Raw genomic sequence first — 26,505 nt, 5'->3', positions numbered from 1 at the left:
GTGGTGCGCGCGGTGTCAGCGCGCTTGCGCGTGAGCGCGAGATCAGTTGTTGGACTCGTCCTCGTCGTACCCGCTGTAGAAGTGGGCGCCGTCGAATCCGGGGACGGTGTCCTTGAGGGACAGGCCGAGCTCGGTGAGCTTGTCCTTGACCTCGTCCACCGACTTCTGACCGAAGTTGCGGATGTTCATGAGCTGCGTCTCCGACAGGGCGACGAGCTCGGACACCGTGTTGATGCCCTCGCGCTTCAGGCAGTTGTAGCTGCGGACCGACAGGTCGAGGTCCTCGATCGGGGTCTGCAGCTCGTTCGACAGGACAGCGTCGACCGGCGCGGGGCCGATCTCGATGCCCTCTGCGGCCGTGTTGAGCTCGCGAGCGAGCCCGAACAGCTCGACCAGCGTGCGACCGGCCGACGCGATGGCGTCGCGCGGCGTGATCGCCGGCTTCGACTCGACGTCGACGACCAGGCGGTCGAAGTCCGTGCGCTCACCGGCACGCGTCGCCTCGACGCGGTAGGTGACCTTGAGGACCGGCGAGTAGATCGAGTCGATCGGGATCTGACCGGCCTCGGAGAACTCGGAACGGTTCTGCGTGGCCGAGACGTAGCCGCGGCCGCGCTCGATCGTGAGCTCGAGCTCGAACCGCGCGGTGTCGTTCAGGGTCGCGATGACGAGTTCCGGGTTGTGGATCTCGACGCCGGCCGGAGCGGAGATGTCCGCTGCGGTGACCTGACCGGCACCCTGCTTGCGCAGGTACGCGGTGATCGGCTCGTCGTGCTCGCTGGAGACGACGAGGCTCTTGATGTTGAGGATGATCTCGGTGACGTCTTCCTTCACACCGGGAACGGTGCTGAATTCGTGGAGGACACCGTCGATGCGGATGCTGGTGACAGCCGCGCCGGGGATCGAGGAGAGGAGCGTGCGGCGCAGCGAGTTGCCGAGGGTGTAACCGAAGCCCGGCTCGAGCGGCTCGATGACGAAGCGCGAGCGGTGCTCGGAGATCGACTCCTCGGTCAGGGTGGGGCGCTGTGCAATGAGCACTGTGGGATTCCTTTCGGCGAAGTGTCCGCTATATGACACTTGGCGGTACGACGGGGCCGCGTGGGCCCCGACGGGTCTGTTGAGTTGTGATCACGCGCACCGATGTGCGCGATCGAACGACCAGGAATGGCCGCGGGCCCTGCCCGACCCCGTCAGGGGACGAGCAGGGCGCGGCCGGTTGCTCCTCGCGTCAGACGCGACGACGCTTCGGCGGGCGGCAACCGTTGTGCGCCTGCGGAGTGACGTCGTTGATCGAGCCGACCTCGAGGCCAGCGGCCTGGAGCGAACGGATCGCGGTCTCGCGGCCCGAACCCGGACCCTTCACGAAGACGTCGACCTTCTTGACGCCGTGCTCCTGCGCCTGACGCGCAGCGGACTCGGCAGCGAGCTGCGCCGCGAACGGCGTCGACTTGCGCGAACCCTTGAAGCCGACGGCACCCGAAGACGCCCAGCTGAGGACGGCACCCGACGGGTCGGTGATGCTGACGATCGTGTTGTTGAACGTGCTCTTGATGTGGGCCTGGCCCACTGCGACGTTCTTCTTCTCCTTGCGGCGCGGCTTGCGCGCGGCAGTCTTGGGGGTAGCCATCGGGGTCTCCTATCGAGCCTTCTTCTTGCCTGCCACGGTGCGCTTCGGTCCCTTGCGGGTACGCGCGTTGGTCTTGGTGCGCTGACCGCGCACCGGGAGACCACGACGGTGGCGAAGACCCTCGTAGCTACCGATCTCGACCTTGCGACGGATGTCGGCTGCCACCTCGCGGCGGAGGTCACCCTCCACCTTGAAGTTGCCCTCGATGAAGTCACGGAGGGCGACGAGCTGGTCGTCGGTCAGGTCCTTGACGCGGATGTCACCGGAGATACCGGTCTCGGCGAGTGCCTGGACCGCGCGGGTACGGCCGACGCCGTAGATGTACGTGAGTGCGATCTCCACGCGCTTCTCGCGCGGGATGTCGACGCCTGCTAGACGTGCCATGTGATGGCTGCTCCTGTTGTCGATGGAGGTGTGGAGCAGTACCGGTGCCCGGGCCTCCGACCCGAGGTGTCCCCCGGTCGTCGTGCGACCGGGTTCTGGTACTGCGTTGTCGATCTTCAGTTGTGGGTCGTGCTCGAGCAGCCGGCTGTCCGAGGGACAGCGTCGGTGCCGGTCACGCGCCGGGGACTAGCCCTGGCGCTGCTTGTGACGCGGGTTGCTCTTGCAGATCACCATGACGCGGCCCTTGCGGCGGATCACTCGGCAGTGCTCGCACATGGGCTTGACGCTGGGGTTGACCTTCATTGTTCTTTCCTCGTGCTCGCTGGCTTCGTGCGCGGCAGGATTGCCGAGCCGTTCCTTTCCAGCTCGCGGATCACTTGTAGCGGTAGACGATCCGGCCGCGGGTCAGGTCGTACGGGCTCAGCTCCACGATCACGCGGTCCTCGGGGAGGATGCGGATGTAGTGCTGGCGCATCTTCCCGGAGATGTGCGCGAGGACCTTGTGTCCGTTCGTCAGCTCAACGCGGAACATCGCGTTGGGCAGAGCTTCGAGCACCGAGCCTTCGATCTCGATGACGCCGTCTTTCTTGGCCATAGCCTCACTGTCGCTTGGTTGTGGAACAGGTGTGATCCCCGAACCGGTCTGCGGGTCGGTCGCCACACCCGAGAGGGCATGACACACCAAAGATCGATCTTATGTGGTAAACCCGCAATTGCCAAGTGCAGGCACGGCACGCCCCCTCACCTGGGGCTTCCGGCGGCATGCCTGAGTGTTCCACAGTGGTTTGACGGCGCGCTCCGGGCCGACGCCCCTGCCCGGACCGTAGCGTTGCTCCGCAGCCACGTCCGCCGCCGACGTACCTCGCGCGGACCACCGAACGGAGACCACGTGCCCGACGCCACACGACGCCCCTTCGCCACACACGGCAAGCAGGCCCGCCGTCGCGGCTGGACCACGCTCGTGGCTGTCGTGGCCTCAGCGCTGGCCGTCGTGCTCGTGAGCGGGACGAGCGTCGCCGCCATCGCCGGCGCCCAGCTGGCGACCGCGCCGCAGACCGTGCAGCTCAGCACCGACGACCAGAGCACCGCGAAGACCGCCGACATCACCGCGATCAAGGGCGGTGCGAACATCCTGCTCATCGGCAGCGACACCCGCGTCGGCCAGTTCGACTCCGACGAGGACGTCGAGGGCGCCCGCAACGACGTCACGATGCTCATCCACGTCTCGCAGGACCACCAGCAGCTCACCGCGGTCAGCTTCCCCCGTGACCTGATGGTCCCGATCCCGGCCTGCACCAACCCCGCGAGCGGGACGACCTACCCGGCCTCGACCTCCGCCATGTTCAACACGGCGCTCGGCAACGGCGGCGTCTCGTGCGTCGTCGACACCGTCGAGAACCTCACCGGCCTGAGCATCCCGTACGCCGGGCTCATCACCTTCGACGGCGTGATCGAGATGTCGAACGCCCTGGGCGGCGTCGACGTCTGCGTCGCGGAGCCCATCGACGACACCTTCACCGGTCTGCACCTCACCGCCGGCTCCCACAACCTCGAGGGCTCCGACGCCCTCGCGTTCCTGCGCACCCGCCACGGCGTCGGCGACGGCAGCGACCTGGCCCGGATCAGCTCGCAGCAGGTGTTCCTGTCGGCGCTGCTCCGCAAGGTCACCTCCGACGGGACACTGTCGAACCCCATCACGCTCTACAAGCTCGCTGGCGCGGCACTGTCGAACATGACCCTGTCGGACGGCCTGGCACAGGCCCGCACCCTCGTCGGCCTCGCCTCGGCACTGCGCGGCATGAGCACCGCCAACATGCTCTTCGTGCAGTACCCGGTCGCCGACGACCCCGACGACAGCGCGCGGGTGATCGTCGACCAGGAGACCGCCCACACGCTCAACGTGGCGCTGCAGAACGACGTGAAGTCCTCGCTGAGCGACTCGAGCACGGGGCGCGCGTCCGAGGAGTCGCCGACCGCCGGGGGCGCCGCGACGACCGCACCGTCGACCGGCACCACGCCGTCCGACACGTCGTCGTCGCCCGCGTCGGGCGGCGCATCGTCGGGGACGTCGTCCGCACCGAGCTCGTCCGCCACGAGCACGGCGACGTCGACCCCGCTGCCGTCGTCGATCACCGGGCAGAGCGCCTCCGAGCAGACCTGCTCGGTCGGCAACTGACCGCGTCGCGAGACGCCGTCGTCCGGGCACGACACCCCCGAACGCACGAGACGCCGCCGATTCCGACGGCGTCTCGCGCGGCCGTGGACGTGGGACTGCCAGGCGCACGCTGCGCGACGGAGCCGCGCCGCGCCTCCCGGTCGGGGTGCACGGCCGGCAGTGGCGTGTCGGACTGGAGGCCCGTCCTACGGGATCGGGACGGGCGTCACGCCCAGCGGGGCCAGGCCCGCAGCGCCGCCGTCGGCGGCCGTCAGGACCCACACGCCGTCGGCGTGCACCGCGACGCTGTGTTCCCAGTGCGCGGCGTCCTTGCCGTCCATCGTGCGGACGGTCCAGTCGTCGTCGTCCGTCGAGCTGTCGATCGTGCCCGCGGTGACCATCGGCTCGATGGCGACCACCAGGCCGGGCTTCACCGCCGGACCGGCACCGCGGACGCGGTAGTTGAAGACCGGCGGGTCCTCGTGCATGGAGCGACCGATGCCGTGCCCCGTGTAGTCCTCGACGATGCCCCACGCACCGGTCTCGTCGATGGCGTCCTCGACCGCGGAACCGACCTCGTGCAGGTTCTTCGCGTGGGCGAGCGCCGCGATGCCGTGCCAGAGCGAGCGTTCCGTGGTGTCGCAGAGCGTCTGGCGCGCTGCGGACACCTCGGCGTCGCCACCGGGGACGACCGTGGTGAACGCGCTGTCGCCGTTCCAGCCGTCGACCTCGGCACCGGCGTCCACCGAGACGATGTCACCGGGAGCGAGCACTCGCTCACCGGGGATGCCGTGCACGATCTCGTCGTTCACGGACACGCACAGCGTGTGCCGGTAGCCCGGCACCAGCTGGAAGTTCGGGATCCCGCCGCCGTCGCGGATCGTCCGCTCGGCGATCGCGTCGAGCTCGCCCGTCGTGATGCCGGGACGGATCGCCGCCCGCACGGCGTCGAGCGCCTCGGCGGTCAGCAGCCCGGGGCGCACCATGGCGCGGAGCTCGTCCGGCGTCTTGTAGATCGAGGGCTTCCGGAAACGGACCACGCCGGGTCAGACGCCCGCGGTGAGCCCGCGAGCCGACAGCGCAGCCTGGATGCGGTCGCCGACCTCGTCGATCGCGCCGAGGCCGTCGACGTCGAGCACGAGACCGCGTTCGCCGTAGGCGCCGACGATCGGGGCGGTCTGCTCGGTGTAGACCTGCTGGCGACGACGGATCGTCTCCTCGTTGTCGTCACTGCGGCCCTGCTGCTCGGCACGCTTGAGCAACCGGCCGACGAGCTCGTCCTGGTCGGCGACGAGCTGCACGACCGCGTCGATCCCGGTGCCCTGCTCGGCGAGCAGCGCGTCGAGGTACTCGACCTGCCCGACCGTCCGGGGGTACCCGTCGAGCAGGAACCCCTCGGCTGCGTCCGCCTCGTTCAGGCGGGACTTCACGAGCTCGTTCGTCAGGGAGTCCGGCACGTAGTCGCCGGCGTCCATGATCGCCTTGGCCTGCACACCGAGCGGCGTGCCCTCTGCGACGTTCTTGCGGAAGATGTCGCCCGTCGAGACGGCCGGGATCCCGAAGGACTCGGCGATCCGGCCGGCCTGGGTGCCCTTCCCCGCTCCGGGGGGTCCGACGATGATGAGACGTGCGCTCAACGGAGAAGCCCTTCGTAGTGACGCTGCTGCAGCTGCGAGTCGATCTGCTTCACGGTCTCGAGGCCGACACCCACGATGATCAGGATGCTCGCGCCACCGAACGGGAAGTTCTGGTTCGCGCCGAACAGCGCCAGTGCTGCCAGCGGGATGAGCGCGATGAAACCGAGGTAGAGCGAGCCGGGCAGCGTCACCCGGGTGAGGACGTAGTCGAGGTACTCGGCCGTCGGGCGACCGGCACGGATGCCGGGGATGAATCCGCCGTACTTCTTCATGTTGTCGGCGACCTCTTCGGGGTTGAAGGTGATCGCCACGTAGAAGTACGTGAACCCGACGATGAGCAGGAAGTACAGCACCATGTAGAACAAGTTGTCGCCGGAGACGAGGTTGTTCTCGATCCAGGTGACCCACGCCGCGGGCTCGGAGCCGTCCGAGGGCTTGTTGAACTGCGCGACCAGGGCCGGCAGGTACAGCAGCGACGACGCGAAGATGACGGGCACGACGCCGGCCATGTTCACCTTGATCGGGATGTACGTGTTGTTGCCGCCGTACGTGCGTCGGCCGACCATGCGCTTGGCGTACTGGACCGGGATCCGCCGCTGCGACTGCTCGACGAACACGACGGCCATCATGATGACCAGCCCGACCAGGATGACGAACAGGAAGAGCTCGAACGACTGCGACTGCTCGATGGCCCAGAGCGCCGACGGGAACTGCGCCGCGATCGACGTGAAGATGAGGAGCGACATGCCGTTGCCGATGCCGCGCTCGGTGACGAGCTCACCCATCCACATGATGAGGCCGGTACCGGCGGTCAGCGTGACGACCATGAGCATGATCGCGTACCAGCTGTCGTTCGAGATGATCGACGAGCAGGAGGACGACGCGTTCGTGCCGAAGAGGGCACCCGAGCGGGCGACCGTGATCAGGGTGGTGGACTGCAGCACGCCCAGCGCGATCGTGAGGTAGCGCGTGTACTGCGTCAGCTTGGCCTGACCGGACTGGCCCTCCTTGTATAGGGAGTCGAAGTGCGGGATGACCACGCGCAGGAGCTGCACGATGATCGACGACGTGATGTACGGCATGATGCCGAGCGCGAAGACCGAGAGCTTCAGCAGCGCGCCGCCGGAGAACAGGTTGATCAGGTCGTAGAGACCGCCGGACGACGAGGCGCTGGCGAGACAGCTCTGCACGGCCGCGTAGTCGACGAACGGTGCCGGGATGTACGACCCGAGGCGGAACAGCGCGATGATCGCGAGGGTGAAGCCGATCTTCTTGCGAAGATCAGGGGTGCGCATGATGCGCGCGACCGCTCTGAACACGAGGACTCCGAACTTCTGGGACCGGGGCCGTCGATCGCGGCCGTTCCGGTGTCGGTCGGCAGAGCCGACCAGGCTGGCGGATGCCGGCCACTGTCAAGGAAACCGTAACGGCGGCCCGTGCGCAAACGCACGGGCCGCCGACGGGGGTTACTGGGAGACGGTGCCGCCAGCAGCCACGATCTTCTCAGCGGCGGACGCCGAGACCTTGTCGACCGTGACCGTGATCTTCACGGTGATGTCACCCTGACCGAGAACCTTGACCTTCTCGTTCTTGCGGACGGCGCCCTTGGCGACCAGGCCCGCAACGGTGACGTCGCCACCATCGGGGTAGAGCTCCGAGATCTTGTCCAGGTTCACGACCTGGTACTCGACCCGGAACGGGTTCTTGAACCCGCGGAGCTTCGGGGTGCGCATGTGCAGCGGCATCTGCCCACCCTCGAAGCCGACCCGGACCTGGTAACGGGCCTTCGTGCCCTTGGTACCACGCCCAGCGGTCTTGCCCTTCGAGCCCTCACCGCGACCCACACGGGTGCGGTCCTTCTTGGCGCCCTCTGCGGGGCGGAGGTGGTGCAGCTTCAGCACCTGCACGCGCTCGTTCTTCTCGTCGCTCATGCGTCGACCTCCTCGACCTTCACGAGGTGCGCCACCGTTGCGATGTACCCGCGGTTCTGGGCGTTGTCCTCACGCTCGACCGTGCGGCCGATGCGCTTGAGACCCAGGCTGCGGAGCGTGTCGCGCTGGTACTGCTTCTCGCTGATAACGGACTTGATCTGCGTGATCTTCAGCGTCGCCATCACGCACCTGCCTTCTCGGTCGCGGCACGCAGTGCTGCGGCCTCGGCCTGGAGCAGACGAGCCGGGACGACCCGCTCGACGTCGAGGCCACGACGGCTCGCGACGGCGCGGGGCTCCTCGAGCTGCTTCAGAGCCTCGACGGTCGCGTGCACGATGTTGATGGTGTTCGACGAACCGAGCGACTTGCTCAGGACGTCGTGGATGCCGGCGCACTCGAGCACGGCACGGACGGGACCGCCGGCGATGACACCGGTACCCGGACCGGCCGGACGCAGGAGCACGACGCCGGCAGCGGCTTCACCCTGCACGGGGTGCGGGATGGTGTTGCCGACGCGGGGGACGCGGAAGAAGTTCTTCTTCGCCTCTTCGACACCCTTGGAGATCGCCGTGGGGACCTCCTTGGCCTTGCCGTAGCCGACGCCCACGAGGCCGTTGCCGTCACCCACGACGACGAGCGCCGTGAAGCTGAAGCGACGACCACCCTTGACGACCTTCGACACGCGGTTGATGGTCACCACGCGCTCGAGGAACTGGCTGTCGCCACCGCGGTTGTTGCGGTCGCGGCCCTGCTGACGGTCACGACCGCCACCACGACGGCCACGGTTGTCAGCCGAGTCGCGGTTGTTCGATGCGGAACCAGCAGCGGTCTCGACGGGACGCTCGGCGACGGCAGGTGCCTCCGCCTCCTTGCCCTTCGCGGCGGTGTCGGTGCCCTCAGCGGTTGCCTCGGTGGCCTCGGGGGCCTCCGTGCTCGCCTCGGTGGTCTCGACGGCGTCCGTGGCCTCGACGGCCTCGGTCTTGGCGTCTTCGTTGGTGTTCGCGTTGTCGCTCACAGGTTCAGCCCTCCTTCACGGGCACCATCGGCGATCGCGGCGACGCGACCGGCGTACTTGCTGCCACCGCGGTCGAAGACCACGGCCTCGACGCCAGCCGACTTCGCGCGCTCGGCGAGGAGCTCACCGACGCGACGGGCCTTGGCGGTCTTGTCGCCGTCGAACGAGCGGAGGTCTGCCTCCATCGTCGAGGCGCTTGCGAGGGTGTGACCCTTCGCGTCGTCGATGACCTGCACGAACACGTGACGCGACGAGCGGGTGACGGCGAGACGGGGACGAGCCTCGGTGCCGGTGATCTTCTTGCGGAGACGGTTGTGACGACGCGCCTTGGCGGCCGCCTTGCTCTTGCCTCGTGTCTTGAGGAGTCCCATGATCACTTACCTGACTTTCCGGCCTTGCGGCGCACGTTCTCGCCGGCGTAACGGACACCCTTGCCCTTGTACGGCTCGGGCTTCCGGAGCTTCCGGATGTTCGCCGCCACTTCGCCGACTGCCTGCTTGTCGATGCCGGCGACCGTGACCTTGTTGTTGCCCTCGACCGCGAAGCTGATGCCCGCGGGCGGCTCGACCGTGATCGAGTGGGAGTACCCGAGCGCGAACTCGAGGTTCGAGCCCTTCGCCTGCACGCGGTAACCGGTGCCGACGACCTCGAGGCCCTTGGTGTAGCCCTGGGTCACGCCGATGATGTTGTTGGCGATGAGGGTACGAGTCAGGCCGTGGAGCGAACGCGACTCGCGCTCGTCGTCCGGACGGGTGACGAGAACCTGGTTCTCCTCGACCTTGGCCTGGATGGGCTCCGCGATGACGAGCGCGAGCTCGCCCTTCGGGCCCTTGACCGCCACGCTCTGACCGTCAACGGAGACGGTCACGCCGGCGGGGATGTCGATGGGAAGACGTCCGATTCGTGACATTGTCGATCACCACACGTAGGCGAGGACTTCCCCACCCACGCCCTTCTGCTCGGCTTCGCGGTCGGTCAGCAGCCCGGACGAGGTCGAGAGGATCGCCACGCCGAGGCCACCGAGGACCTGGGGGATCTCCGTCGACTTCGCGTAGACCCGGAGGCCCGGCTTCGACACGCGCTTGATGCCGGCGATCGAACGCTCGCGCTCGGGGCCGTACTTCAGGTCGATGGTGAGGGTCTGCCCGACTCGGGCGTCCTCCACCTTCCACTCGCTGATGTAGCCCTCACGCTTGAGGATGTCGGCGATGTTCTTCTTGAGCTTGGAGCTCGGGAGCGCGACGGCGTCGTGGTGCGCGGAGTTCGCGTTCCGCAATCTGGTCAGCATGTCTGCGACCGGATCGGTCATCGTCATGATGTTCGTCCATTTCTCGCCTGGTTTCGACACCCGTTCCACGAATGCCGACCTGAGCGATCGAGTGATCCCGGGGCGGTTCCCCAGGATCGGTGTGTTCGTGCGTGCGGGCCGGAGGACGTGAATCCTCCGGCCCGCACCGCCCGAAGTAGTTTAGACCGTCTGCTCGTTGGAGCGGAACGGGAAGCCGAGCTGACGGAGCAGCGCGCGTCCCTCGTCGTCCGTCTTCGCGGTGGTGACGACAGTGATGTCGAAGCCGCGGACACGGTCGATGCGGTCCTGGTCGATCTCGTGGAACACGGACTGCTCCGAGAGACCGAACGTGTAGTTGCCGTTGCCGTCGAACTGCTTGTCGCTGAGACCGCGGAAGTCGCGGATGCGGGGCAGTGCGAGGGAGATCAGGCGGTCGAGGAACTCCCAGGCGCGGTCACCACGGAGGGTGACGTGCGCACCGATCGCCTGACCCTCGCGCAGCTTGAACTGCGCGATGGACTTGCGAGCGATGTTGACCTGGGGCTTCTGACCCGTGATCGCCGTGAGGTCCTTGATGGCCCCCTCGATGATCTTCGAGTCACGAGCGGCCTCGCCGACACCGGTGTTCACGACGACCTTGACCAGGCCGGGGACCTGGTTGACGTTCGCGTAGCCGAACTGCTCGGTGAGCGTGGCCTTGATCTCGTCCTTGTACTTCTGCTTGAGGCGCGGCTGGGCCTTGGGGGCCTCAGTCGTTGCAGTCGTGTCAGTCATCAGAGCGTCTCACCTGACTTCTTGGCGTAGCGGACACGGACGGTCTTCTTGACCCCGCCCTTCTCCACCTCTTCGGTACGGAAGCCGACGCGGGTCGGCTTCTTCGTCTTCGGGTCGACGAGAGCGACGTTCGACACGTGGATCGAGGCTTCGCGCTTCTCGATGCCACCCGTCTTCGAGCCGCGCTGCGTCTGGCCGACGCGGACGTGCTTCGTGACGAAGTTCACGCCCTCGACGACGACGCGCTGCTTGTCCTTGAGGACCTCGATGACCTTGCCCTGCTTGCCACGGTCGCCGCCACGCTCCTGCGTCGCGCCCGTGATGACCTGGACGAGGTCACCCTTCTTGATGTTCGCCATGGCTTACAGCACCTCCGGCGCGAGCGAGATGATCTTCATGAACTTCTTGTCACGGAGCTCGCGACCGACCGGACCGAAGATGCGCGTGCCGCGCGGGTCGCCGTCGGCCTTGAGGATCACTGCCGCGTTCTCGTCGAACTTGATGTAGGAGCCGTCCTGACGACGGGTCTCCTTCTTGGTGCGAACGATGACCGCCTTGACGACGTCACCCTTCTTCACGTTGCCGCCGGGGATGGCGTCCTTCACCGTGGCGACGATGACGTCACCGAGACCGGCGTAGCGACGACCCGAACCACCGAGCACGCGGATGGTCAAGATCTCCTTGGCACCCGTGTTGTCGGCGATCTTCAGGCGGGATTCCTGCTGAATCACTGCTGTCTCCTATTCCGAAGCAGGCCGAGGCCTACTTGGCCTTCTCGAGGATCTCGACCAGGCGCCAGCGCTTGGAAGCGCTGAGGGGACGGGTCTCGCTGATCACGACGAGGTCGCCGACACCAGCGGTGCCGAGCTCGTCGTGGGCCTTCACCTTGGACGTGCGACGGATGATCTTGCCGTAGAGCGCGTGCTTCACGCGGTCCTCGACCTCGACCACGATGGTCTTGTCCATCTTGTCGCTGGTCACGTAGCCGCGACGCGTCTTGCGGTAGCCGCGAGTGAGGGCGGCGGAGGTCTTCTCTTCGTTCGCCATTACTTCTCCTCGGCGGTCTCGGCCTCGGTCGACTCAGCCGGCTTGTCAGCCTTCTTCGTCGTCTTCTTGGCCTTGGTGGCGGTCTCGACGGGCGCGGGAGTGGCACGGATGCCGAGCTCGCGCTCGCGGAGGACGGTGTAGATGCGAGCGATGTCGCGCTTGACGGCACGGAGACGACCGTGGCTCTCCAGCTGGCCGGTGGCCGACTGGAAGCGGAGGTTGAAGAGTTCCTCCTTGGCCTTCTTCAGCTCGTCAGCGAGACGCTCGTTCTCGAACGTGTCGAGCTCCGTCGGACGGAGCTCCTTGGAACCGATCGCCATTATGCGTCGCCCTCCTCGCGCTTGATGATGCGTGCCTTGAGGGGCAGCTTGTGGATTGCACGGGTCAGCGCCTCGCGGGCGATGTCCTCGGTGACGCCGGAGAGCTCGAAGAGCACACGACCCGGCTTGACGTTGGCGACCCACCACTCGGGCGAGCCCTTACCGGAACCCATGCGGGTCTCAGCCGGCTTCTTCGTGAGCGGACGGTCCGGGTAGATGTTGATCCAGACCTTGCCGCCACGCTTGATGTGACGCGTCATGGCGATACGAGCGGACTCGATCTGACGGTTGGTCACGTACGCCGGGGTGAGGGCCTGGATGCCGTAGTCGCCGAAGCTGACCTTGGTACCACCGGTTGCCTGACCCGAACGCTTCGGGTGGTGCTGCTTACGGTGCTTGACTCGACGGGGAATAAGCATGGTTACGCCTCAACTCCTGCGCCGGCCGGCGCGTCCTGCGGGGCCTGCTGCGGGCGGCGGTCACCGCGGTCGCCGCCACGACGGTCGCCGCCACGGTCGCCACGCTCACCGCGCGGGCCGCCACGACGCTCGGGGCGCGACGAACGCTGGTTCGCCTGCTCGCGAGCGAGCTCCTTGTTCGTGATGTCGCCCTTGTAGATCCAGACCTTCACGCCGATGCGGCCGAACGTGGTCCGGGCCTCGTAGAAGCCGTAGTCGATGTTCGCGCGGAGGGTGTGCAGCGGCACACGGCCTTCGCGGTAGAACTCCGAACGGGACATCTCGGCGCCGCCGAGACGACCCGACACCTGGATGCGGACACCCTTGGCGCCGGCGCGCTGTGCACCCTGCAGGCCCTTGCGCATGGCGCGACGGAACGCGACACGAGCGGAGAGCTGCTCGGCGATGCCCTGCGCGACGAGCTGGGCCTCGGTCTCGGGGTTCTTGACCTCGAGGATGTTCAGCTGGATCTGCTTCTTGGTGAGCTTCTCGAGCTCACCGCGAACGCGCTCCGCCTCGGCGCCGCGGCGGCCGATGACGATGCCCGGACGCGCCGTGTGGATGTCCACGCGGACACGGTCACGGGTGCGCTCGAGCTCGATGCGGGCGACACCGGCGCGGTCGAGGGTCTTCTTCAGGTACTCGCGCACCTTGATGTCCTCGGCCACGTAGTCGGCGTAGCGCTGACCGGCCTTCTTGCTGTCGGTGAACCAGTGCGAGACGTGGTCCGTCGTGATCCCGAGACGGAAGCCGTACGGGTTGACCTTCTGGCCCATTAGTTGCTCGCCTTCTTGCTCGTCGCGGCAGCCTCGGCCTCTTCCGGCGTCGCGAGGACGACCGTGATGTGGCTGGTGCGCTTGTTGATGCGGAAGGCCCGGCCCTGGGCGCGCGGCTGGAACCGCTTCAGGGTCGTTCCCTCGTCGACGAAGACGCGGCTCACGTAGAGGTCGCGCTCGTCGAGGAAGCTGTTCGTCGAGTCAGCCTTCACCCGGGCGTTCGCGATCGCCGAGGCGACCAGCTTGTACACGGGCTCCGAAGCGCCCTGGGGGGCGAACTTCAGGATGGCGAGCGCCTCGTGGGCCTGCTTGCCGCGGATCAGCTCGATGACGCGACGGGCCTTCTGAGGCGTGACGCGGATGTGTCGCACGCGTGCGATCGACTCCACCATTTCGTTCCTCCTCTGCGTCCCCGCGTTAGCGGCGACGGCCCTTCTTGTCGTCCTTCACGTGACCACGGAAGGTGCGGGTCGGCGCGAACTCGCCGAGCTTGTGACCGACCATCGACTCGGTGACGAACACCGGGATGTGCTTGCGGCCGTCGTGCACCGCGATGGTGTGCCCGAGCATGTTCGGGACGATCATCGACCGTCGCGACCAGGTACGGATCACGTTCTTGGTGTTGGCCTCGTTCTGCGTGACGACCTTGCGGAGCAGGTGCTCGTCGACGAAGGGGCCCTTCTTCAGACTGCGTGGCATCTTCTGAACTCCTACTTGCGCTTCTTGCCGGCGTTACGGCGACGGACGATGAGCTTGTCGCTCGGCTTGTTCGGCTTGCGCGTGCGACCCTCGGCCTGGCCCCAGGGGCTGACCGGGTGACGACCACCGGAGGTCTTGCCCTCGCCACCACCGTGGGGGTGGTCGACCGGGTTCATCGCGACACCACGCACGGTCGGGCGGACGCCCTTCCAGCGCATGCGGCCGGCCTTGCCCCAGTTGATGTTCGACTGCTCGGCGTTGCCGACCTCGCCGATCGTGGCGCGGCAGCGTGCGTCGACGTTGCGGACCTCGCCCGACGGCAGACGGAGCTGCGCGTAGGGGCCGTCCTTGGCGACGAGACGCACCGAGGCGCCGGCCGAGCGGGCCATCTTCGCGCCGCCACCGGGGCGGAGCTCGATGGCGTGCACGACGGTACCCACGGGGATGTTGCGCAGCGGCAGGTTGTTGCCGGGCTTGATGTCGGCGCCGGGGCCCTGCTCGATGACGTCGCCCTGCTTGAGCTTGTTCGGCGCGATGATGTACCGCTTCGTGCCGTCCACGTAGTGCAGGAGCGCGATGCGCGCAGTGCGGTTGGGGTCGTACTCGATGTGAGCGACCTTGGCGTCCACGCCGTCCTTGTCGGAGCGACGGAAGTCGATCACGCGGTACTGGCGCTTGTGGCCACCACCGATGTGACGCGTGGTGATGCGGCCGGAGCTGTTGCGACCACCGGTCTTCGGCAGCGGACGAAGCAGGGACTTCTCCGGAGTCGAACGGGTGATCTCAGCGAAGTCGGCGACCGACGAGCCGCGACGACCGGGGGTCGTCGGCTTGTAGTTACGAATAGCCATGATTTATCCCTCTGGTCCTCAGCCGACAGCCGTGAAGATGTCGATCGAACCGGACTTGAGCGTCACGATGGCGCGCTTGGTGTCCTTGCGCTTGCCGAGACCGAACTTGGTGCGACGGGTCTTGCCCGGGCGGTTCAGCGTGTTGATGCTCGCGACCTTGACTTCGAAGATCTTCTCGATGGCGAGCTTGATCTCGGTCTTGTTCGAACGGGGGTCCACGATGAACGTGTACTTGCCCTGGTCGATGAGCGCGTAGCTCTTCTCCGAGACGACCGGCGAGATGATGACGTCGCGCGGGTCCTTGTTGAAGCCGCTCATGCGGTGATCTCCTTCGCGGTCTTCGACGCGATGAAGGCGTCGAGGGCGCTCTTGCTGAAGACGACGGCGTCCGACTTGAGGACGTCGTAGGCGTTCAGCTGGCCGTACGAGAGCGCGTGGACGTTCGGCAGGTTGCGGATCGACTTGAGCGTCAGCTCGTCGTTCGACTCGAGCACGATCAGCACGTGCTTGACGGGCGCGACCTTCTCGAGGAGCGTGCGAGCGACCTTGGTCGACGGCACGTCGGCCTCGACGAAGCCGTCGACAGCCGAGATGCGGCCACCGCGGGCGCGGTCCGAGAGCGAGCCGAGCAGCGCTGCGGCGATCATCTTCTTGGGGGTGCGCTGCGAGTAGTCGCGGGGGGTCGGTCCGTGGACGACGCCACCACCGGTGTGCTCGGGAGCACGGACGGAACCCTGACGGGCGCGGCCGGTGCCCTTCTGCTTGAACGGCTTGCGACCGGCACCGCGGACTTCGCCGCGGTTCTTGGTCTTGTGGGTGCCCTGACGCGCGGCTGCGAGCTGCGCGGTGACGACCTGGTGGATCAGCGGGACGTTGGTCTCGACGTCGAAGAGAGCTGCGGGCAGCTCGACGGTGCCGGACTTGACACCCGATGCGTCGAGGACGTCGATCGTGGTTGCGGTCGTGGTGGCCATGATCACTTACCCTTCACGGCGGTGCGGACGAAGACGGAGCGGCCGCGAGCACCGGGGACGGCGCCCTTGACGAGCAGCAGACCCTTCTCGGCGTCGACGGCGTGCACCGTGAGGTTGAGGACGGTCACACGGTCGCCACCCATACGACCGGCCATGCGCATGCCCTTGAAGACACGCGACGGGGTCGAGGAAGCACCGATCGAGCCGGGCTTGCGGTGGTTGCGGTGTGCACCGTGCGAGGCGCCGACGCCGTGGAAGCCGTGGCGCTTCATGACACCGGCGAAGCCCTTGCCCTTGGAGGTACCGACGACGTCGACCTTCTGGCCCGCCGTGAACGTGCCGTCCACGGTGAGCTCCTGGCCGAGCGTGTACTCAGCGGAGTCGTTGGTCCGGATCTCGGTGAGGGTGCGACGCGGGGTCACGCCAGCGGCCTCGAAGTGGCCGGCGGCCGGCTTGTTGACCTTGCGCGGGTCGATGGCACCGGCGGCGATCTGGATCGCCTCGTAGCCGTCGCGCTCAGCGTTGCGGATCTGGGTGACCACGTTCGGGCCGACCTCGATCACGGTGACGGGGATGAACTTGTTGTTCTCGTCCCACACCTGGGTCATCCCGAGCTTCTTGCCGAGGAGGCCCTTGACGGTCTTGGTTGAGTTCGCCATTGGTCAGCCCCCTTACAGCTTGATCTCGATGTTGACGTCTGCCGGCAGGTCGAGTCGCATGAGCGAGTCGACGGCCTTCGGCGTCGGGTCGACGATGTCGATGACCCGCTTGTGCGTGCGCTTCTCGAAGTGCTCGCGCGAGTCCTTGTACTTGTGAGGGGAACGGATCACTGCGATCACGTTCTTCTCGGTGGGGAGTGGCACCGGGCCGACCACGGTCGCACCGGCACGGGTCACCGTGTCGACGATCTTCCGGGCCGACGTGTCGATGACCTCGTGGTCATACGACTTGAGCCGGATGCGGATCTTCTGTCCCGCCATGTGTCTCTTGTCCTCTCTCTGCGCCGCGCACCCGCAGGCCGCCTGACGCCGCTCGGCTCCGCATTGCTGCAGACCGTGCTGTTTTCCTGAACCAACCGGCCGCATCCGCTGGGGATGACCGCTGTTCACCTGTCAACCGCGCGGGCGACCTTGGCCGTCCAGCGTGGGCAATCGACTTCCTCGCACTCCGGGCGCAACAGTGTCGCGTCCGTCATGACCTCGGGGAGTCGTGTTCTGCTGCCTGCGGCCCAACCCAGCCCTGCTGAACAGGGGGGTTGTGCACTGCCAGAGCAGTGATCCTGCGGACTCGCACCCGCGGGGAATTCGGAACCGGACAAGTCTCGCATGTCCCGAGCCCACGTGCAACCCGGGCGTGTCGCGATTTGCCGGGCGTGTCGACACCGGGTCGCTTCCCCGGATCCACGCGGATCGAACGGCCTGGAGGCACGGGTCGCCGCCGCAACGCGGAGCGCCCTCCGGAGATGGTCCGGAGGGCGCTCGTGGAGACGGTTACTCGGCCGTCACCGGGGGGACGAACCACGGCGGGAAGACCGCCACGCGCGGCGCGTGGCCGCCGTGGTCGGCGAGCACCGCACGGACCGTCTGACGGGCCTTGTCGTTCGGGACGCCGATCACCGCGACGGACGAGAACGGCACGCTCGGCCCCGCGAGGAGCTCGAGTCCGAGCATCTCGGGGTCGGAGAAGTCGGTGCGGCGGATCAGGTTCGTCCCGGCGTCGGGGCCGACGGCGAACCGGACGTCATCGGCGTCGGCGTCCTGGTCGGCGACGACCACCGAGTCACCGAACGCCGAGACCGGGACGACGAGCACGACGTAGTCCACCGCGCGCGTGCGTCGGGCGGCGTCGGACCACCGCTCCCCCACGGCGCCGGTGCGGAGTTCGTCCCACCGGACGGCATCCGGCGACAGGGTGAAGGGGACGTGGCTCGCGATGGTGCTGCCGTCGGGTGCTTCGGCCTCGGCGCGAGCGGCTCGGGTCTCGGGGCTGCTGACGTCGACGGCGGGCTCGGCCTGGTCCGCCGCCAGGATGGCGCCGGACCCGACGATGCCGTCGAGGTTGTCGATGTGGGTCACGTGGTGCGCACGCAGCGACGCGAACACCCGAGCCTCGGGCAGGTCGGCCGACGACGACCGGAGGGACGTCGGCGAACGCAGCGACGTCCCGGGGCCGGAGGCCGGCGGGTCGACGCGCAGGTTGGTGGTGATGCGGGTCCGCCGTGGCGCCGGAGCGGCTGGGATCGCCGACTCCTCACGCTGCCGGGGCGCGCAGATGTCGCAGAGCTCGGTGGGGAAACCGTGGATGCACTCGTCAGTCACGACTGTTGTGGGTCCTTCCGTGCCGTGTGGGGTGGTCCGGCACGTCGACCAACGCTACGTCATCCGGACGCTCCCGGGGTCATTGTCGGTAGAGCAGCGCCCGGACCTCGGACTCGGCGGCGTGGATCCGGGCCGGATCGATGGTCTCGCCGTGTTCGTAGGCGTCGAGCAGCCGCGGGTCGATGTAGCTCTGCCGGCACACCGTCGGGGTGTTGCCGAGCTCCTCGCTCGCGGCCTTCACGGCATGGGACACCGCACGCTTCCGCTTCGCCTGCGACGACAGCGGACCGGTCTGCGCCAGGTCGACGGCTGCCGCCACCGTTCCGTGCAGGGTGCGGAAGTCCTTCGCCGTGAAGTCGTCACCCGCACGCTCCTTGACGTAGGCGTTGATGTCCTCGGCGGACAACGGCTCCCACTCCTCACCGCGGCGTTCGCGGAACGACAGCAGTCGGGCGTTCGGCCCGCGGCGCTTCATGCCGGCGATCACCGTCGCGAGGTCGGCGTCGTGGATCGACGACGACCACTCCTGCCCGCTCTTGCCGGGGAAGTCGAGCTCGATGTCGTCACCGGAGACGTGGGCGTGCGCGCACAGCAGGGTCGACAGCCCTCGGCTGCCGTGCTCGCTGGCGTACCGCTCTGAACCGACTCGCAGCGAGCCCTGGTCGAGCATCCGGAACGCCGCGGCCAGCGCTCGGCGGCGATCCGGTTCCGGTCGCCGGAGGTCCTGCGTCACCCCGCGCCGTGCGACCGGCAACGACTCCGCGAGTGCGAGCGCGCGGTCGTACTTGATCCGGTCCATCCGCTCGCGCCACGACGGGTGGTACATGTACTGGCGACGGCCGGCGCCGTCGATCCCGGTCGCGAGGACGTGCCCGTTCTCGTACGGCGAGATCCAGACGTCGTCCCAGGCCGGCGGTATGACGAGGTCCTCGAGCCGCTGACGCACCGCGGCATCCGTGACGGTCGCACCGTCAGGGTCGCGGTACGAGAAGCCACGTCCGCTCCGGACACGGTGGTAGCCGCGACCGGAGGTCGTGGAACGGCGCAGACGGGTCACCCGTCCGAGCCAACTCCCCGATGCCTGGGACGCCGCACGGGGCGGACCGGCGCCGACGTGGCGGGCGTACCCCGGGCCTCCCGTCCGCCGCCCGCCAGGCCCGTGAGCGACCGACAGTGACTCGTGGGCGGTACCACGCCCGTAGGGCAACGACAAAGCGGGGCCGAGCCCGAAGGCTCGACCCCGCTGAGGCAGGTAACCGGAGTTACTTGACGATCTTCTCGACCGTACCGGCACCGACCGTACGACCACCCTCACGGATGGCGAAACGGAGGCCCTCTTCCATGGCGATCGGCTGGATCAGCTCGACCGTCATGGCGACGGTGTCACCGGGCATGACCATCTCGGTGCCCTCGGGCAGCGTGATGACGCCGGTGACGTCCGTGGTGCGGAAGTAGAACTGCGGGCGGTAGTTCGCGTAGAACGGGTTGTGACGCCCGCCCTCTTCCTTGGTCAGGATGTACGCGTTCGCCTGGAACTCGGTGTGCGGCGTGACCGAACCCGGCTTGACGACGACCTGGCCGCGCTCCACGTCCTCGCGCTTGAGGCCACGGATGAGCAGACCGGTGTTGTCACCGGCGACCGCCTGGTCGAGCAGCTTGCGGAACATCTCGATGCCCGTGACGGTGGTCTTCTGCGTCGCGCGGATGCCGACGATCTCGACCTCCTCGTTCAGGTTGAGCGTGCCACGCTCGACGCGACCGGTGACGACCGTGCCACGACCGGTGATCGTGAAGACGTCCTCGATCGGCATCAGGAACGGCTGGTCGGTGGCGCGCACCGGGTCCGGCACGTGCTCGTCGACCTGGGCCATGAGGTCCTGGACCGACTTGACCCACTTCTCGTCGCCCTCGAGCGCCTTGAGCGCCGAGACCTGCACGACGGGGGCGTCCTCGTCGAACTGCTGCGAGCCGAGGAGCTCGCGGACCTCGAGCTCGACGAGCTCCAGGATCTCCTCGTCGTCCACCATGTCGGACTTGTTCAGCGCGACGACGATGTAGGGGACGCCGACCTGGCGGGCGAGCAGCACGTGCTCACGCGTCTGGGGCATCGGGCCGTCGGTGGCGGCGACCACGAGGATCGCGCCGTCCATCTGCGCCGCACCCGTGATCATGTTCTTCACGTAGTCGGCGTGACCGGGGGCGTCGACGTGCGCGTAGTGACGCTTCTCGGTCTGGTACTCGACGTGCGAGATGTTGATCGTGATGCCGCGCTGGCGCTCCTCGGGAGCGTTGTCGATCTGCGCGAAGTCACGGGCCTCGTTGAGGTCCGGGTACTGGTCGTGCAGAACCTTGGTGATCGCCGCCGTGAGCGTGGTCTTGCCGTGGTCGACGTGACCGATGGTTCCGATGTTGACGTGCGGCTTGGTGCGCTCGAACTTGGCCTTGGCCACTGTGGGTCCTCCTCAGGACTCGGAAGCGTCATCCCCGGCCGGCCCTGGATGGGCTCGCGACCGTTGATGCGCGGTGTGTGTCTTTACTTTACTTGGTGGCGAGGGGCCCGTCGCCGGGCACCCCCGCCTGTGGAGAGACGCTCGAGCGTCACTCCCCCGCGTTCTTCGCGATGATCTCCTCGGCGACCTTGGCCGGGACCTGGCTGTAGGTCTCGAAGGTCATCGAGTAGACCGCACGACCAGAGGTCTTCGACCGCAGGTCGCCGACGTAGCCGAACATCTCGGACAGCGGCACGCTCGCGCGGACCACCTTGACGCCCGAGGCGTCCTCCATCGAGGCGATCTGGCCACGACGGGAGTTCAGGTCACCGATGACGTCGCCCATGTACTCCTCAGGAGTACGGACCTCGACGGCCATGATCGGCTCGAGGATCGCCGGACCGGCCTTGCGAGCCGCTTCCTTGTAGGCGATGGAACCGGCGATCTTGAACGCCATCTCGGACGAGTCGACGTCGTGCGCCGCGCCGTCCTTGAGGATGGCCTTCACGCCGACGGTCGGGTAGCCCGCGAGGATGCCGACCTGCATGGCGTCCTGGATGCCGGCGTCGACCGACGGGATGTACTCGCGCGGGACACGGCCACCGGAGGTCGCGTTGACGAACTCGTAGACCTTCTCGCTCGTGACCTCCATCGGCTCGAGGGCGATCTGCACCTTCGCGAACTGGCCGGACCCACCGGTCTGCTTCTTGTGGGTGTAGTCGTACCGCTCGACGATCTTCGTGAGGGTCTCGCGGTAGGCCACCTGGGGCTTGCCGACGCTCGCCTCGACGTGGAACTCGCGCTTCATACGGTCGACGAGGATGTCGAGGTGGAGCTCGCCCATCCCCTTGATCGTCGTCTGACCGGTCTCGGCGTTGAGCTCGACGCGGAACGTCGGGTCCTCTTCGGCGAGCTTCTGGATGGCCGTGGAGAGCTTCTCCTGGTCAGCCTTCGTGTTCGGCTCGATCGCGACCTCGATGACCGGCTCCGGGAACGTCATCGACTCGAGGACGACCTGGTTGGTCGGGTCGCACAGGGTGTCACCGGTGGTGGTGTCCTTGAGGCCGATGACCGCGTAGATGTGGCCAGCGGTCACGTTGGCGACCGGGTTCTCCTTGTTGGAGTGCATCTGGAAGATCTTGCCGATGCGCTCCTTCTTGCCCTTGGTCGAGTTGATGACCTGTGCGCCGGACTCGATCGAGCCGGAGTACACGCGGACGTAGGTGAGGCGACCGAAGAAGGGGTGCACCGCGACCTTGAACGCGAGAGCCGAGAACGGCTCCGACGCGTCGGGCTTGCGGATGATCTCCTTCTCCTCGTCCTTGACGTCGTGGCCGATCATCGGCGGCACGTCGAGCGGGGACGGGAGGTAGTCGATGACGGCGTCGAGCATCGGCTGGACACCGCGGTTCTTGAACGCGGAACCGCACAGCACCGGGTAGAGCGTGCTGCTCACGGTGAGGGCGCGGATCGCGGCCTTGATCTCGTCGACCGAGAAGTCGGTGTCGCCCTCGAGGTAACGCTCCATGAGGACATCGTCCGCCTCGGCCACGCGCTCGATGAGCTTCTCGCGGTACTCGGCGGCGCGGTCCTGCAGGTCGGCCGGGATCTCTTCGATCTCGTACTTCGCACCCATCGCGACATCACCCTTGGCGTCGCCGCGCCAGGTGAGTGCACGCATCTGGACGAGGTCGACGACGCCTTCGAACGAGCTCTCCGAACCGATCGGCAGCTGGAGCACGAGGGGCTCCGCACCGAGGCGGTTGATGATCGTGTCGACGGTGTAGTAGAAGTCCGCGCCGAGCTTGTCCATCTTGTTGACGAAGCAGATGCGCGGGACGTTGTACTTGTCGGCCTGACGCCACACGGTCTCGGACTGGGGCTCGACGCCCTCCTTGCCGTCGAAAACGGCGACCGCACCGTCGAGGACGCGGAGCGAACGCTCCACCTCGACCGTGAAGTCCACGTGACCGGGGGTGTCGATGATGTTGATCTGGTTGTTGTCCCAGAAGCAGGTCGTCGCGGCCGACGTGATCGTGATGCCGCGCTCCTGCTCCTGCGCCATCCAGTCCATCGTGGCAGCGCCGTCGTGGACCTCACCGATCTTGTGCGTGATGCCCGTGTAGAACAGGATGCGCTCGGTCGTCGTGGTCTTGCCGGCATCGATGTGCGCCATGATGCCGATGTTGCGGACCTTGTTCAGGTCGGTGAGCACGTCCTGTGCCACAGGGTTCCTCCGGAAGAGTTGTAGGAGAGGTTGGCGGCCGTCCGGGCGCCGGGGTTCTTGACCACCGGTGCCCGGACGGTGCCGGGACTACCAGCGGTAGTGGGCGAAGGCCTTGTTCGACTCGGCCATCTTGTGCGTGTCCTCGCGGCGCTTGACCGCGGCACCGAGACCGTTCGACGCGTCGAGGATCTCGTTCATGAGACGCTCGGTCATCGTCTTCTCGCGACGGGCCTTGGCGTACGAGGTCAGCCAGCGGAGCGCGAGGGTGTTCGCGCGGTGCGGCTTGACCTCGACCGGGACCTGGTAGGTCGAGCCACCGACGCGGCGGCTGCGGACCTCGAGGGTCGGACGGACGTTGTCGAGCGCCTTCTTGAGCGTGACGACAGCATCCTGCTGGTTCTTGGCAGTGACGCCCTCGAGTGCACCGTAGACGATGCGCTCAGCGAGGCCCTTCTTGCCGTCGAGCAGGATCTTGTTGACGAGCTGGCTGACGATCGGCGCACCGTAGACCGGGTCGGCGACGACGGGACGCTTGGGGGCGGGACCCTTACGAGGCATCTAACTCAACCCTTCTTCGCGCCGTAGCGGCTACGAGCCTGCTTACGGTTCTTCACGGCCTGGGTGTCCAGGGCGCCACGGATGATCTTGTAGCGCACACCGGGGAGGTCCTTCACACGACCGCCACGGACGAGCACCATCGAGTGCTCCTGGAGGTTGTGGCCCTCACCGGGGATGTACGCCGTGACCTCGGTGCCGTTCGAGAGCTTCACACGAGCGACCTTGCGCAGTGCGGAGTTCGGCTTCTTCGGGGTGGTGGTGTAGACGCGGGTGCACACACCACGCTGCTGGGGGTTCGCCTTCAGGGCGGGCGCCTTGGTCTTGGTGACCTTCGGCGTACGACCCTTGCGAACCAGCTGCTGAATAGTAGGCAACTGTTCTCCTGGTTCTTCGCTCGTGCTCTCTGGCCGGCGCGATCCGCCGACTTCCTCGTCCCACGCTGATGACCGCCTGACGGCGGAGGAACTTGCGGGGGACGGAGTGGTCCGACTGGGCGATCTCGCCCGCCGGACTTTTCGGGCGCGCCCGAGGGCGCACACCCAGAAGAGACTACCCGCGTAACGGGACGAAATCAATCCGGGCCGGCACCACGCCGGACACCGTCATGAGCCGGTGTCCGAGGAGCCGTTGCCGACCGCCGACCGGAACGTCGCCCCCGAGCTCGAGAACCCCGTGATGTACCCGCTGGCGTTCACGTTGAGCGGCCCGGCGGTGGCCGTCCCGGTGCCGCCGGCGCCGGCGATGTCCGCCGTGAAGGTGGCCCGGCCGAACGTCGTGGTGGAGACGAGCCAGCCGTTCGTGGTCCAGCTGCCGACGGCGACGGTCGGCCGCGACTCGAGCGTCCACTTCTCGTTCGTGTACGTGTACGCGGGGTTCTCGCCGTACGCGTAGAAGCTGCACCCGGCCGGTGCGGCGTCGTCCGAGGCGATGCAGCCGTCCACCCAGGCGTCCACGGCCCGCTTCGCCGCCTGGTCCCCCGCGCTCGTGAGCGTCGCGGTGATCTGCACGGGCGTCGAGGCGCTGCCACCGAACCCTCCCACGACGGCGCTGCCGCCCGTGGCCTTCGTCCACTTGCCGCCGTCGTACGTGACCGCGTAGGTGCCGGGGAGCGCGCGGAGACCGACCGTGCCGTCCTTCGAGGTCTTCGTCGACGTGCCCGCGACCTGCACCGCGGCGCCGGACGGCCCCCGGACGCTGACGTCGACGCTGCCGAGCTCCGGCGCCTGCAGCTCCCACACCGGGAACACGCCCCAGTCGGTGCCGGTCTTGTCGAGCGTGAAGGTCGCCGCCACGTCACGGCCGGCCTGGCGCAGGTAGGCGCGGACGGTGGCGGTGTCGCCGTCCGTCCGCGTCGCAGCCACCCGGTAACCGGTGACCTTCGCGGTCGCCTTCGCGTACGCGTCGTCGGTCAGGAGCACGTCCGACTTCGTCCGGTCGATGCCGGCCGCGTCGAGGGCGTCGGCGACCTTGCCCGCGGTCAGGTCGTCGAGGAAGGCCCGCACGGGTCGGTCGGCCGAGTGGGTGGCGGAGCCGACCGAGAACCCGACGACACCGGCGACGAGCAGCAGCACGACGGCGGTGCCGCCCGAGATGATCCCGATGAGCTGGCCACGACGGAGCTTCCGGCGCGGAGCGCGCGAGCCGGACGGTGCGTACTGCGCGCCGTGCGCGCTCGACCCGGCCTGCGCGTTCTGCGCGGCGGCGGGCGTCTCCTGCGTCCCGCGGATCGACGCCACCGACGGCACGGCTCCCCAGCCGTCCTGCTGGTCCGGATCCGGCGTGTGCTGGTCGCTCATCGTTCCCCCGTTGCGTGTGCGTCGTGCCCGGGAAGACTACCGCCCGACGGTGTCGTCTCCCGAGACGGTGGTCTCCTGCCGCTGCCCGGCAGCGGGCGTCCGGTCCGTCGTCCGGGCCTGGTGCCGGGCCATGGAGATCCCGCCGATCACCGACAGGAGCGCCACCACGACGGACCCGACCACGAACGGCCCGAGTGCGTAGCCGGCCGGGAAGACGAGGAGCTCGGTCAGGTCGCGGCGGATCGCCGCGTAGCCGACGGCGCCGACGCCGAGCATCACCAGGTAGGCGGTCGCGGCGGCGACCAGGCCGGTGACACCGGGGTTGCCCTCGCGCGCGCCGACCGCGGTCGCGAGGAACACCACCGCGGCGGCGCCGACCACCATGGCCGGGCCGAGGTACGGGGTCGCGTCCGGCTGCGCGATCGCCTCGACGTCGGCGAGGAGCGCTTCGAACCCCGCGACGGCGACGACGAGCGCGATGAAGAGGACGGACGTCATCGTCGCGATCAACCACCGGGACATGAGGTGATCGTATCGCCGACGGGACGGTCAGCGGGTGGCTTCGGTCCGCTCCGCGTCGTCGGCGCCTTCGGTGGCGCTTGCGCTGTCCGCGGTGTCCGCACGCTCCACGTGCCCCTGCGCTGCGGCGACCAGGGCCAGTGCGATCGTCGCGGTGATGATCGGGACGGTCTCGGTCATCGGAGCGACCTGCGTCGTGCTGGTGGTCGGTGCGGTCTGGAGGCCCGGGGCTGCGTCCGCCTCGGAGGGCTCCTCCGGCTCGTGGTCACGCAGGGCGGGGCCGATGATCGGCAGGACGCCGGTGGTGGACGCCGGCTCGGCGTGCAGGACGGTCGCCTCGGAGGCCGCCGGCTCGCCCCGCTTCGCCGCGCGACGGGCGCGTCCCATCTTCACCAGGACGACCACGGCGACGATCGCCCAGATGCCGTTGACGATGGTCGACGGCACCGCGTGGTGCGCGGCCACGTTGACGGCGACGGCCAGGCCACCCACGAGGTTGAAGAGCTGGTATACCGGCCCGTTCGGGAGCTTCCCCGTCGAGAAGAGAATGTAACCTGCCAACACGGTTACAGCGCCGAACCAACCAAGGAATTCCACGATTCCGACCAACACGCGCGACTCCGGGCACGACGGGAACGGCCGGTTCGAGCCGACCGTTCGAG

38 protein-coding genes are annotated in these 26,505 nt (G+C 67.7%); 1 reads left to right on the top strand and 37 read right to left on the bottom strand.

All coding sequences use genetic code 11. The features are described from left to right. Positions 1 to 42: 42 nt before the first annotated feature. The 5 genes from OGL88_RS02000 to infA form a co-directional block, all read right to left on the bottom strand. Positions 43 to 1,038: a DNA-directed RNA polymerase subunit alpha gene (locus OGL88_RS02000; protein ID WP_071259847.1), complete on the bottom strand. Its 996-nt coding sequence runs from the start codon at positions 1,036 to 1,038 to the stop codon at positions 43 to 45. A 190-nt stretch (positions 1,039 to 1,228) separates the two neighbouring features. Continuing rightward, entirely contained in the window at positions 1,229 to 1,627 is a 399-nt protein-coding gene (rpsK, locus tag OGL88_RS01995) for a 30S ribosomal protein S11 (RefSeq protein WP_017885507.1), read from the bottom strand. A gap of 9 nt (positions 1,628 to 1,636) precedes the next feature. Further along, positions 1,637 to 2,011 (bottom strand): 30S ribosomal protein S13, encoded by a 375-nt coding sequence (gene rpsM, locus OGL88_RS01990; RefSeq protein WP_058728274.1) that lies wholly within the window; start codon positions 2,009 to 2,011, stop codon positions 1,637 to 1,639. Positions 2,012 to 2,197: 186 nt separating this feature from the next. Continuing rightward, positions 2,198 to 2,314, bottom strand: a complete 117-nt coding sequence (gene rpmJ / locus OGL88_RS01985) for a 50S ribosomal protein L36 (protein WP_071276701.1) — start codon at positions 2,312 to 2,314, stop codon at positions 2,198 to 2,200. Between the two features lie 70 nt (positions 2,315 to 2,384). Then, positions 2,385 to 2,606: a translation initiation factor IF-1 gene (gene infA / locus OGL88_RS01980; RefSeq protein WP_017885509.1), complete on the bottom strand. Its 222-nt coding sequence runs from the start codon at positions 2,604 to 2,606 to the stop codon at positions 2,385 to 2,387. A gap of 294 nt (positions 2,607 to 2,900) precedes the next feature. Between infA and OGL88_RS01975 the strand changes: the two genes are divergently transcribed. Then, positions 2,901 to 4,187, top strand: a complete 1,287-nt coding sequence (locus OGL88_RS01975) for an LCP family protein (protein WP_263055032.1) — start codon at positions 2,901 to 2,903, stop codon at positions 4,185 to 4,187. Positions 4,188 to 4,372: 185 nt separating this feature from the next. Here the strand turns inward: OGL88_RS01975 and map are convergent, their stop codons facing one another. The 32 genes from map to OGL88_RS01815 form a co-directional block, all read right to left on the bottom strand. Further along, positions 4,373 to 5,152: a type I methionyl aminopeptidase gene (gene map, locus OGL88_RS01970; RefSeq protein WP_374114414.1), complete on the bottom strand. Its 780-nt coding sequence runs from the start codon at positions 5,150 to 5,152 to the stop codon at positions 4,373 to 4,375. A gap of 60 nt (positions 5,153 to 5,212) precedes the next feature. Next, on the bottom strand, positions 5,213 to 5,803 hold the full coding sequence (locus OGL88_RS01965; protein WP_123339470.1) for an adenylate kinase: 591 nt from the start codon (positions 5,801 to 5,803) through the stop codon (positions 5,213 to 5,215). After that, complete coding sequence (gene secY, locus OGL88_RS01960) at positions 5,800 to 7,122, bottom strand: preprotein translocase subunit SecY (protein ID WP_111083457.1); 1,323 nt, start codon at positions 7,120 to 7,122, stop codon at positions 5,800 to 5,802. Before secY ends, OGL88_RS01965 begins: the two co-directional genes overlap by 4 nt. Positions 7,123 to 7,269: 147 nt before the next feature. Next, the gene (rplO, locus tag OGL88_RS01955) at positions 7,270 to 7,734 is read right to left on the bottom strand and encodes a 50S ribosomal protein L15 (protein WP_027466723.1); all 465 of its coding nucleotides are present in this window, start codon (positions 7,732 to 7,734) and stop codon (positions 7,270 to 7,272) included. Then, positions 7,731 to 7,916: a 50S ribosomal protein L30 gene (gene rpmD / locus OGL88_RS01950; RefSeq protein ID WP_173168934.1), complete on the bottom strand. Its 186-nt coding sequence runs from the start codon at positions 7,914 to 7,916 to the stop codon at positions 7,731 to 7,733. Before rpmD ends, rplO begins: the two co-directional genes overlap by 4 nt. Continuing rightward, positions 7,916 to 8,749 carry a 30S ribosomal protein S5 gene (rpsE, locus tag OGL88_RS01945; protein WP_263089372.1) on the bottom strand — a complete coding sequence of 278 codons (834 nt, stop codon included), beginning with the start codon at positions 8,747 to 8,749 and terminating at the stop codon, positions 7,916 to 7,918. Before rpsE ends, rpmD begins: the two co-directional genes overlap by 1 nt. Continuing rightward, positions 8,746 to 9,120, bottom strand: coding sequence for a 50S ribosomal protein L18 (gene rplR, locus OGL88_RS01940; protein ID WP_031259041.1), 375 nt, complete (start codon positions 9,118 to 9,120; stop codon positions 8,746 to 8,748). Before rplR ends, rpsE begins: the two co-directional genes overlap by 4 nt. Positions 9,121 to 9,122: 2 nt before the next feature. After that, complete coding sequence (gene rplF, locus OGL88_RS01935) at positions 9,123 to 9,659, bottom strand: 50S ribosomal protein L6 (RefSeq protein WP_111083459.1); 537 nt, start codon at positions 9,657 to 9,659, stop codon at positions 9,123 to 9,125. Positions 9,660 to 9,665: 6 nt separating this feature from the next. Beyond that, on the bottom strand, positions 9,666 to 10,064 hold the full coding sequence (gene rpsH / locus OGL88_RS01930) for a 30S ribosomal protein S8 (protein ID WP_017885519.1): 399 nt from the start codon (positions 10,062 to 10,064) through the stop codon (positions 9,666 to 9,668). A 153-nt stretch (positions 10,065 to 10,217) separates the two neighbouring features. Continuing rightward, positions 10,218 to 10,811, bottom strand: a complete 594-nt coding sequence (gene rplE / locus OGL88_RS01925; RefSeq protein WP_111083460.1) for a 50S ribosomal protein L5 — start codon at positions 10,809 to 10,811, stop codon at positions 10,218 to 10,220. Next, complete coding sequence (gene rplX, locus OGL88_RS01920) at positions 10,811 to 11,170, bottom strand: 50S ribosomal protein L24 (protein WP_263055030.1); 360 nt, start codon at positions 11,168 to 11,170, stop codon at positions 10,811 to 10,813. Before rplX ends, rplE begins: the two co-directional genes overlap by 1 nt. 3 nt (positions 11,171 to 11,173) lie before the next feature. Continuing rightward, a complete protein-coding gene (gene rplN, locus OGL88_RS01915) occupies positions 11,174 to 11,542 on the bottom strand; it encodes a 50S ribosomal protein L14 (protein WP_111083462.1) in 369 nt (122 codons plus the stop codon). 31 nt (positions 11,543 to 11,573) lie between these two features. Further along, positions 11,574 to 11,858 (bottom strand): 30S ribosomal protein S17, encoded by a 285-nt coding sequence (gene rpsQ, locus OGL88_RS01910; RefSeq protein ID WP_111083463.1) that lies wholly within the window; start codon positions 11,856 to 11,858, stop codon positions 11,574 to 11,576. Then, positions 11,858 to 12,178: a 50S ribosomal protein L29 gene (gene rpmC / locus OGL88_RS01905; RefSeq protein ID WP_111083464.1), complete on the bottom strand. Its 321-nt coding sequence runs from the start codon at positions 12,176 to 12,178 to the stop codon at positions 11,858 to 11,860. The genes rpsQ and rpmC overlap by 1 nt, the downstream gene beginning before the upstream one ends. Continuing rightward, positions 12,178 to 12,597, bottom strand: coding sequence for a 50S ribosomal protein L16 (gene rplP / locus OGL88_RS01900; protein WP_111083465.1), 420 nt, complete (start codon positions 12,595 to 12,597; stop codon positions 12,178 to 12,180). Before rplP ends, rpmC begins: the two co-directional genes overlap by 1 nt. Before the next feature lie 2 nt (positions 12,598 to 12,599). After that, on the bottom strand, positions 12,600 to 13,412 hold the full coding sequence (gene rpsC, locus OGL88_RS01895; RefSeq protein ID WP_017885527.1) for a 30S ribosomal protein S3: 813 nt from the start codon (positions 13,410 to 13,412) through the stop codon (positions 12,600 to 12,602). Next, positions 13,412 to 13,804, bottom strand: a complete 393-nt coding sequence (rplV, locus tag OGL88_RS01890; protein WP_111083466.1) for a 50S ribosomal protein L22 — start codon at positions 13,802 to 13,804, stop codon at positions 13,412 to 13,414. Before rplV ends, rpsC begins: the two co-directional genes overlap by 1 nt. A gap of 25 nt (positions 13,805 to 13,829) precedes the next feature. Continuing rightward, on the bottom strand, positions 13,830 to 14,111 hold the full coding sequence (gene rpsS, locus OGL88_RS01885) for a 30S ribosomal protein S19 (RefSeq protein ID WP_017885529.1): 282 nt from the start codon (positions 14,109 to 14,111) through the stop codon (positions 13,830 to 13,832). 11 nt (positions 14,112 to 14,122) lie between these two features. Further along, positions 14,123 to 14,962, bottom strand: coding sequence for a 50S ribosomal protein L2 (gene rplB, locus OGL88_RS01880; RefSeq protein ID WP_111083467.1), 840 nt, complete (start codon positions 14,960 to 14,962; stop codon positions 14,123 to 14,125). An 18-nt stretch (positions 14,963 to 14,980) separates the two neighbouring features. Beyond that, complete coding sequence (gene rplW / locus OGL88_RS01875) at positions 14,981 to 15,280, bottom strand: 50S ribosomal protein L23 (RefSeq protein WP_111083468.1); 300 nt, start codon at positions 15,278 to 15,280, stop codon at positions 14,981 to 14,983. Further along, complete coding sequence (rplD, locus tag OGL88_RS01870) at positions 15,277 to 15,936, bottom strand: 50S ribosomal protein L4 (RefSeq protein ID WP_111083469.1); 660 nt, start codon at positions 15,934 to 15,936, stop codon at positions 15,277 to 15,279. The genes rplW and rplD overlap by 4 nt, the downstream gene beginning before the upstream one ends. 2 nt (positions 15,937 to 15,938) lie before the next feature. Further along, the gene (rplC, locus tag OGL88_RS01865; RefSeq protein WP_027466731.1) at positions 15,939 to 16,595 is read right to left on the bottom strand and encodes a 50S ribosomal protein L3; all 657 of its coding nucleotides are present in this window, start codon (positions 16,593 to 16,595) and stop codon (positions 15,939 to 15,941) included. Positions 16,596 to 16,607: 12 nt separating this feature from the next. Then, positions 16,608 to 16,916 carry a 30S ribosomal protein S10 gene (gene rpsJ, locus OGL88_RS01860; protein WP_017885534.1) on the bottom strand — a complete coding sequence of 103 codons (309 nt, stop codon included), beginning with the start codon at positions 16,914 to 16,916 and terminating at the stop codon, positions 16,608 to 16,610. Between the two features lie 510 nt (positions 16,917 to 17,426). Continuing rightward, the gene (locus OGL88_RS01855) at positions 17,427 to 18,254 is read right to left on the bottom strand and encodes a DarT ssDNA thymidine ADP-ribosyltransferase family protein (RefSeq protein ID WP_123293140.1); all 828 of its coding nucleotides are present in this window, start codon (positions 18,252 to 18,254) and stop codon (positions 17,427 to 17,429) included. Between the two features lie 79 nt (positions 18,255 to 18,333). Next, positions 18,334 to 19,311, bottom strand: a complete 978-nt coding sequence (locus OGL88_RS01850) for a DNA topoisomerase IB (RefSeq protein ID WP_263089371.1) — start codon at positions 19,309 to 19,311, stop codon at positions 18,334 to 18,336. Positions 19,312 to 19,516: 205 nt separating this feature from the next. After that, on the bottom strand, positions 19,517 to 20,704 hold the full coding sequence (gene tuf, locus OGL88_RS01845; RefSeq protein ID WP_111083472.1) for an elongation factor Tu: 1,188 nt from the start codon (positions 20,702 to 20,704) through the stop codon (positions 19,517 to 19,519). Between the two features lie 148 nt (positions 20,705 to 20,852). Beyond that, positions 20,853 to 22,970 (bottom strand): elongation factor G, encoded by a 2,118-nt coding sequence (gene fusA / locus OGL88_RS01840; RefSeq protein ID WP_111083473.1) that lies wholly within the window; start codon positions 22,968 to 22,970, stop codon positions 20,853 to 20,855. 87 nt (positions 22,971 to 23,057) lie between these two features. Beyond that, positions 23,058 to 23,528 (bottom strand): 30S ribosomal protein S7, encoded by a 471-nt coding sequence (gene rpsG, locus OGL88_RS01835; RefSeq protein ID WP_055950927.1) that lies wholly within the window; start codon positions 23,526 to 23,528, stop codon positions 23,058 to 23,060. A 5-nt stretch (positions 23,529 to 23,533) separates the two neighbouring features. Then, positions 23,534 to 23,902: a 30S ribosomal protein S12 gene (gene rpsL, locus OGL88_RS01830; RefSeq protein ID WP_017885540.1), complete on the bottom strand. Its 369-nt coding sequence runs from the start codon at positions 23,900 to 23,902 to the stop codon at positions 23,534 to 23,536. Between the two features lie 228 nt (positions 23,903 to 24,130). After that, complete coding sequence (locus tag OGL88_RS01825; protein ID WP_263055028.1) at positions 24,131 to 25,324, bottom strand: hypothetical protein; 1,194 nt, start codon at positions 25,322 to 25,324, stop codon at positions 24,131 to 24,133. Positions 25,325 to 25,360: 36 nt separating this feature from the next. Next, the gene (locus OGL88_RS01820; RefSeq protein WP_263055027.1) at positions 25,361 to 25,846 is read right to left on the bottom strand and encodes a DUF6121 family protein; all 486 of its coding nucleotides are present in this window, start codon (positions 25,844 to 25,846) and stop codon (positions 25,361 to 25,363) included. A gap of 27 nt (positions 25,847 to 25,873) precedes the next feature. Then, entirely contained in the window at positions 25,874 to 26,440 is a 567-nt protein-coding gene (locus OGL88_RS01815; protein WP_441315709.1) for a CBU_0592 family membrane protein, read from the bottom strand. Positions 26,441 to 26,505: the final 65 nt, after the last annotated feature.

It is taken from the genome of Curtobacterium sp. RIT-PI-V (genome assembly GCF_025642935.1).
In the GTDB taxonomy this organism is placed as follows: domain Bacteria; phylum Actinomycetota; class Actinomycetes; order Actinomycetales; family Microbacteriaceae; genus Curtobacterium.
This window is presented reverse-complemented; position numbering and strand designations above follow the sequence as displayed.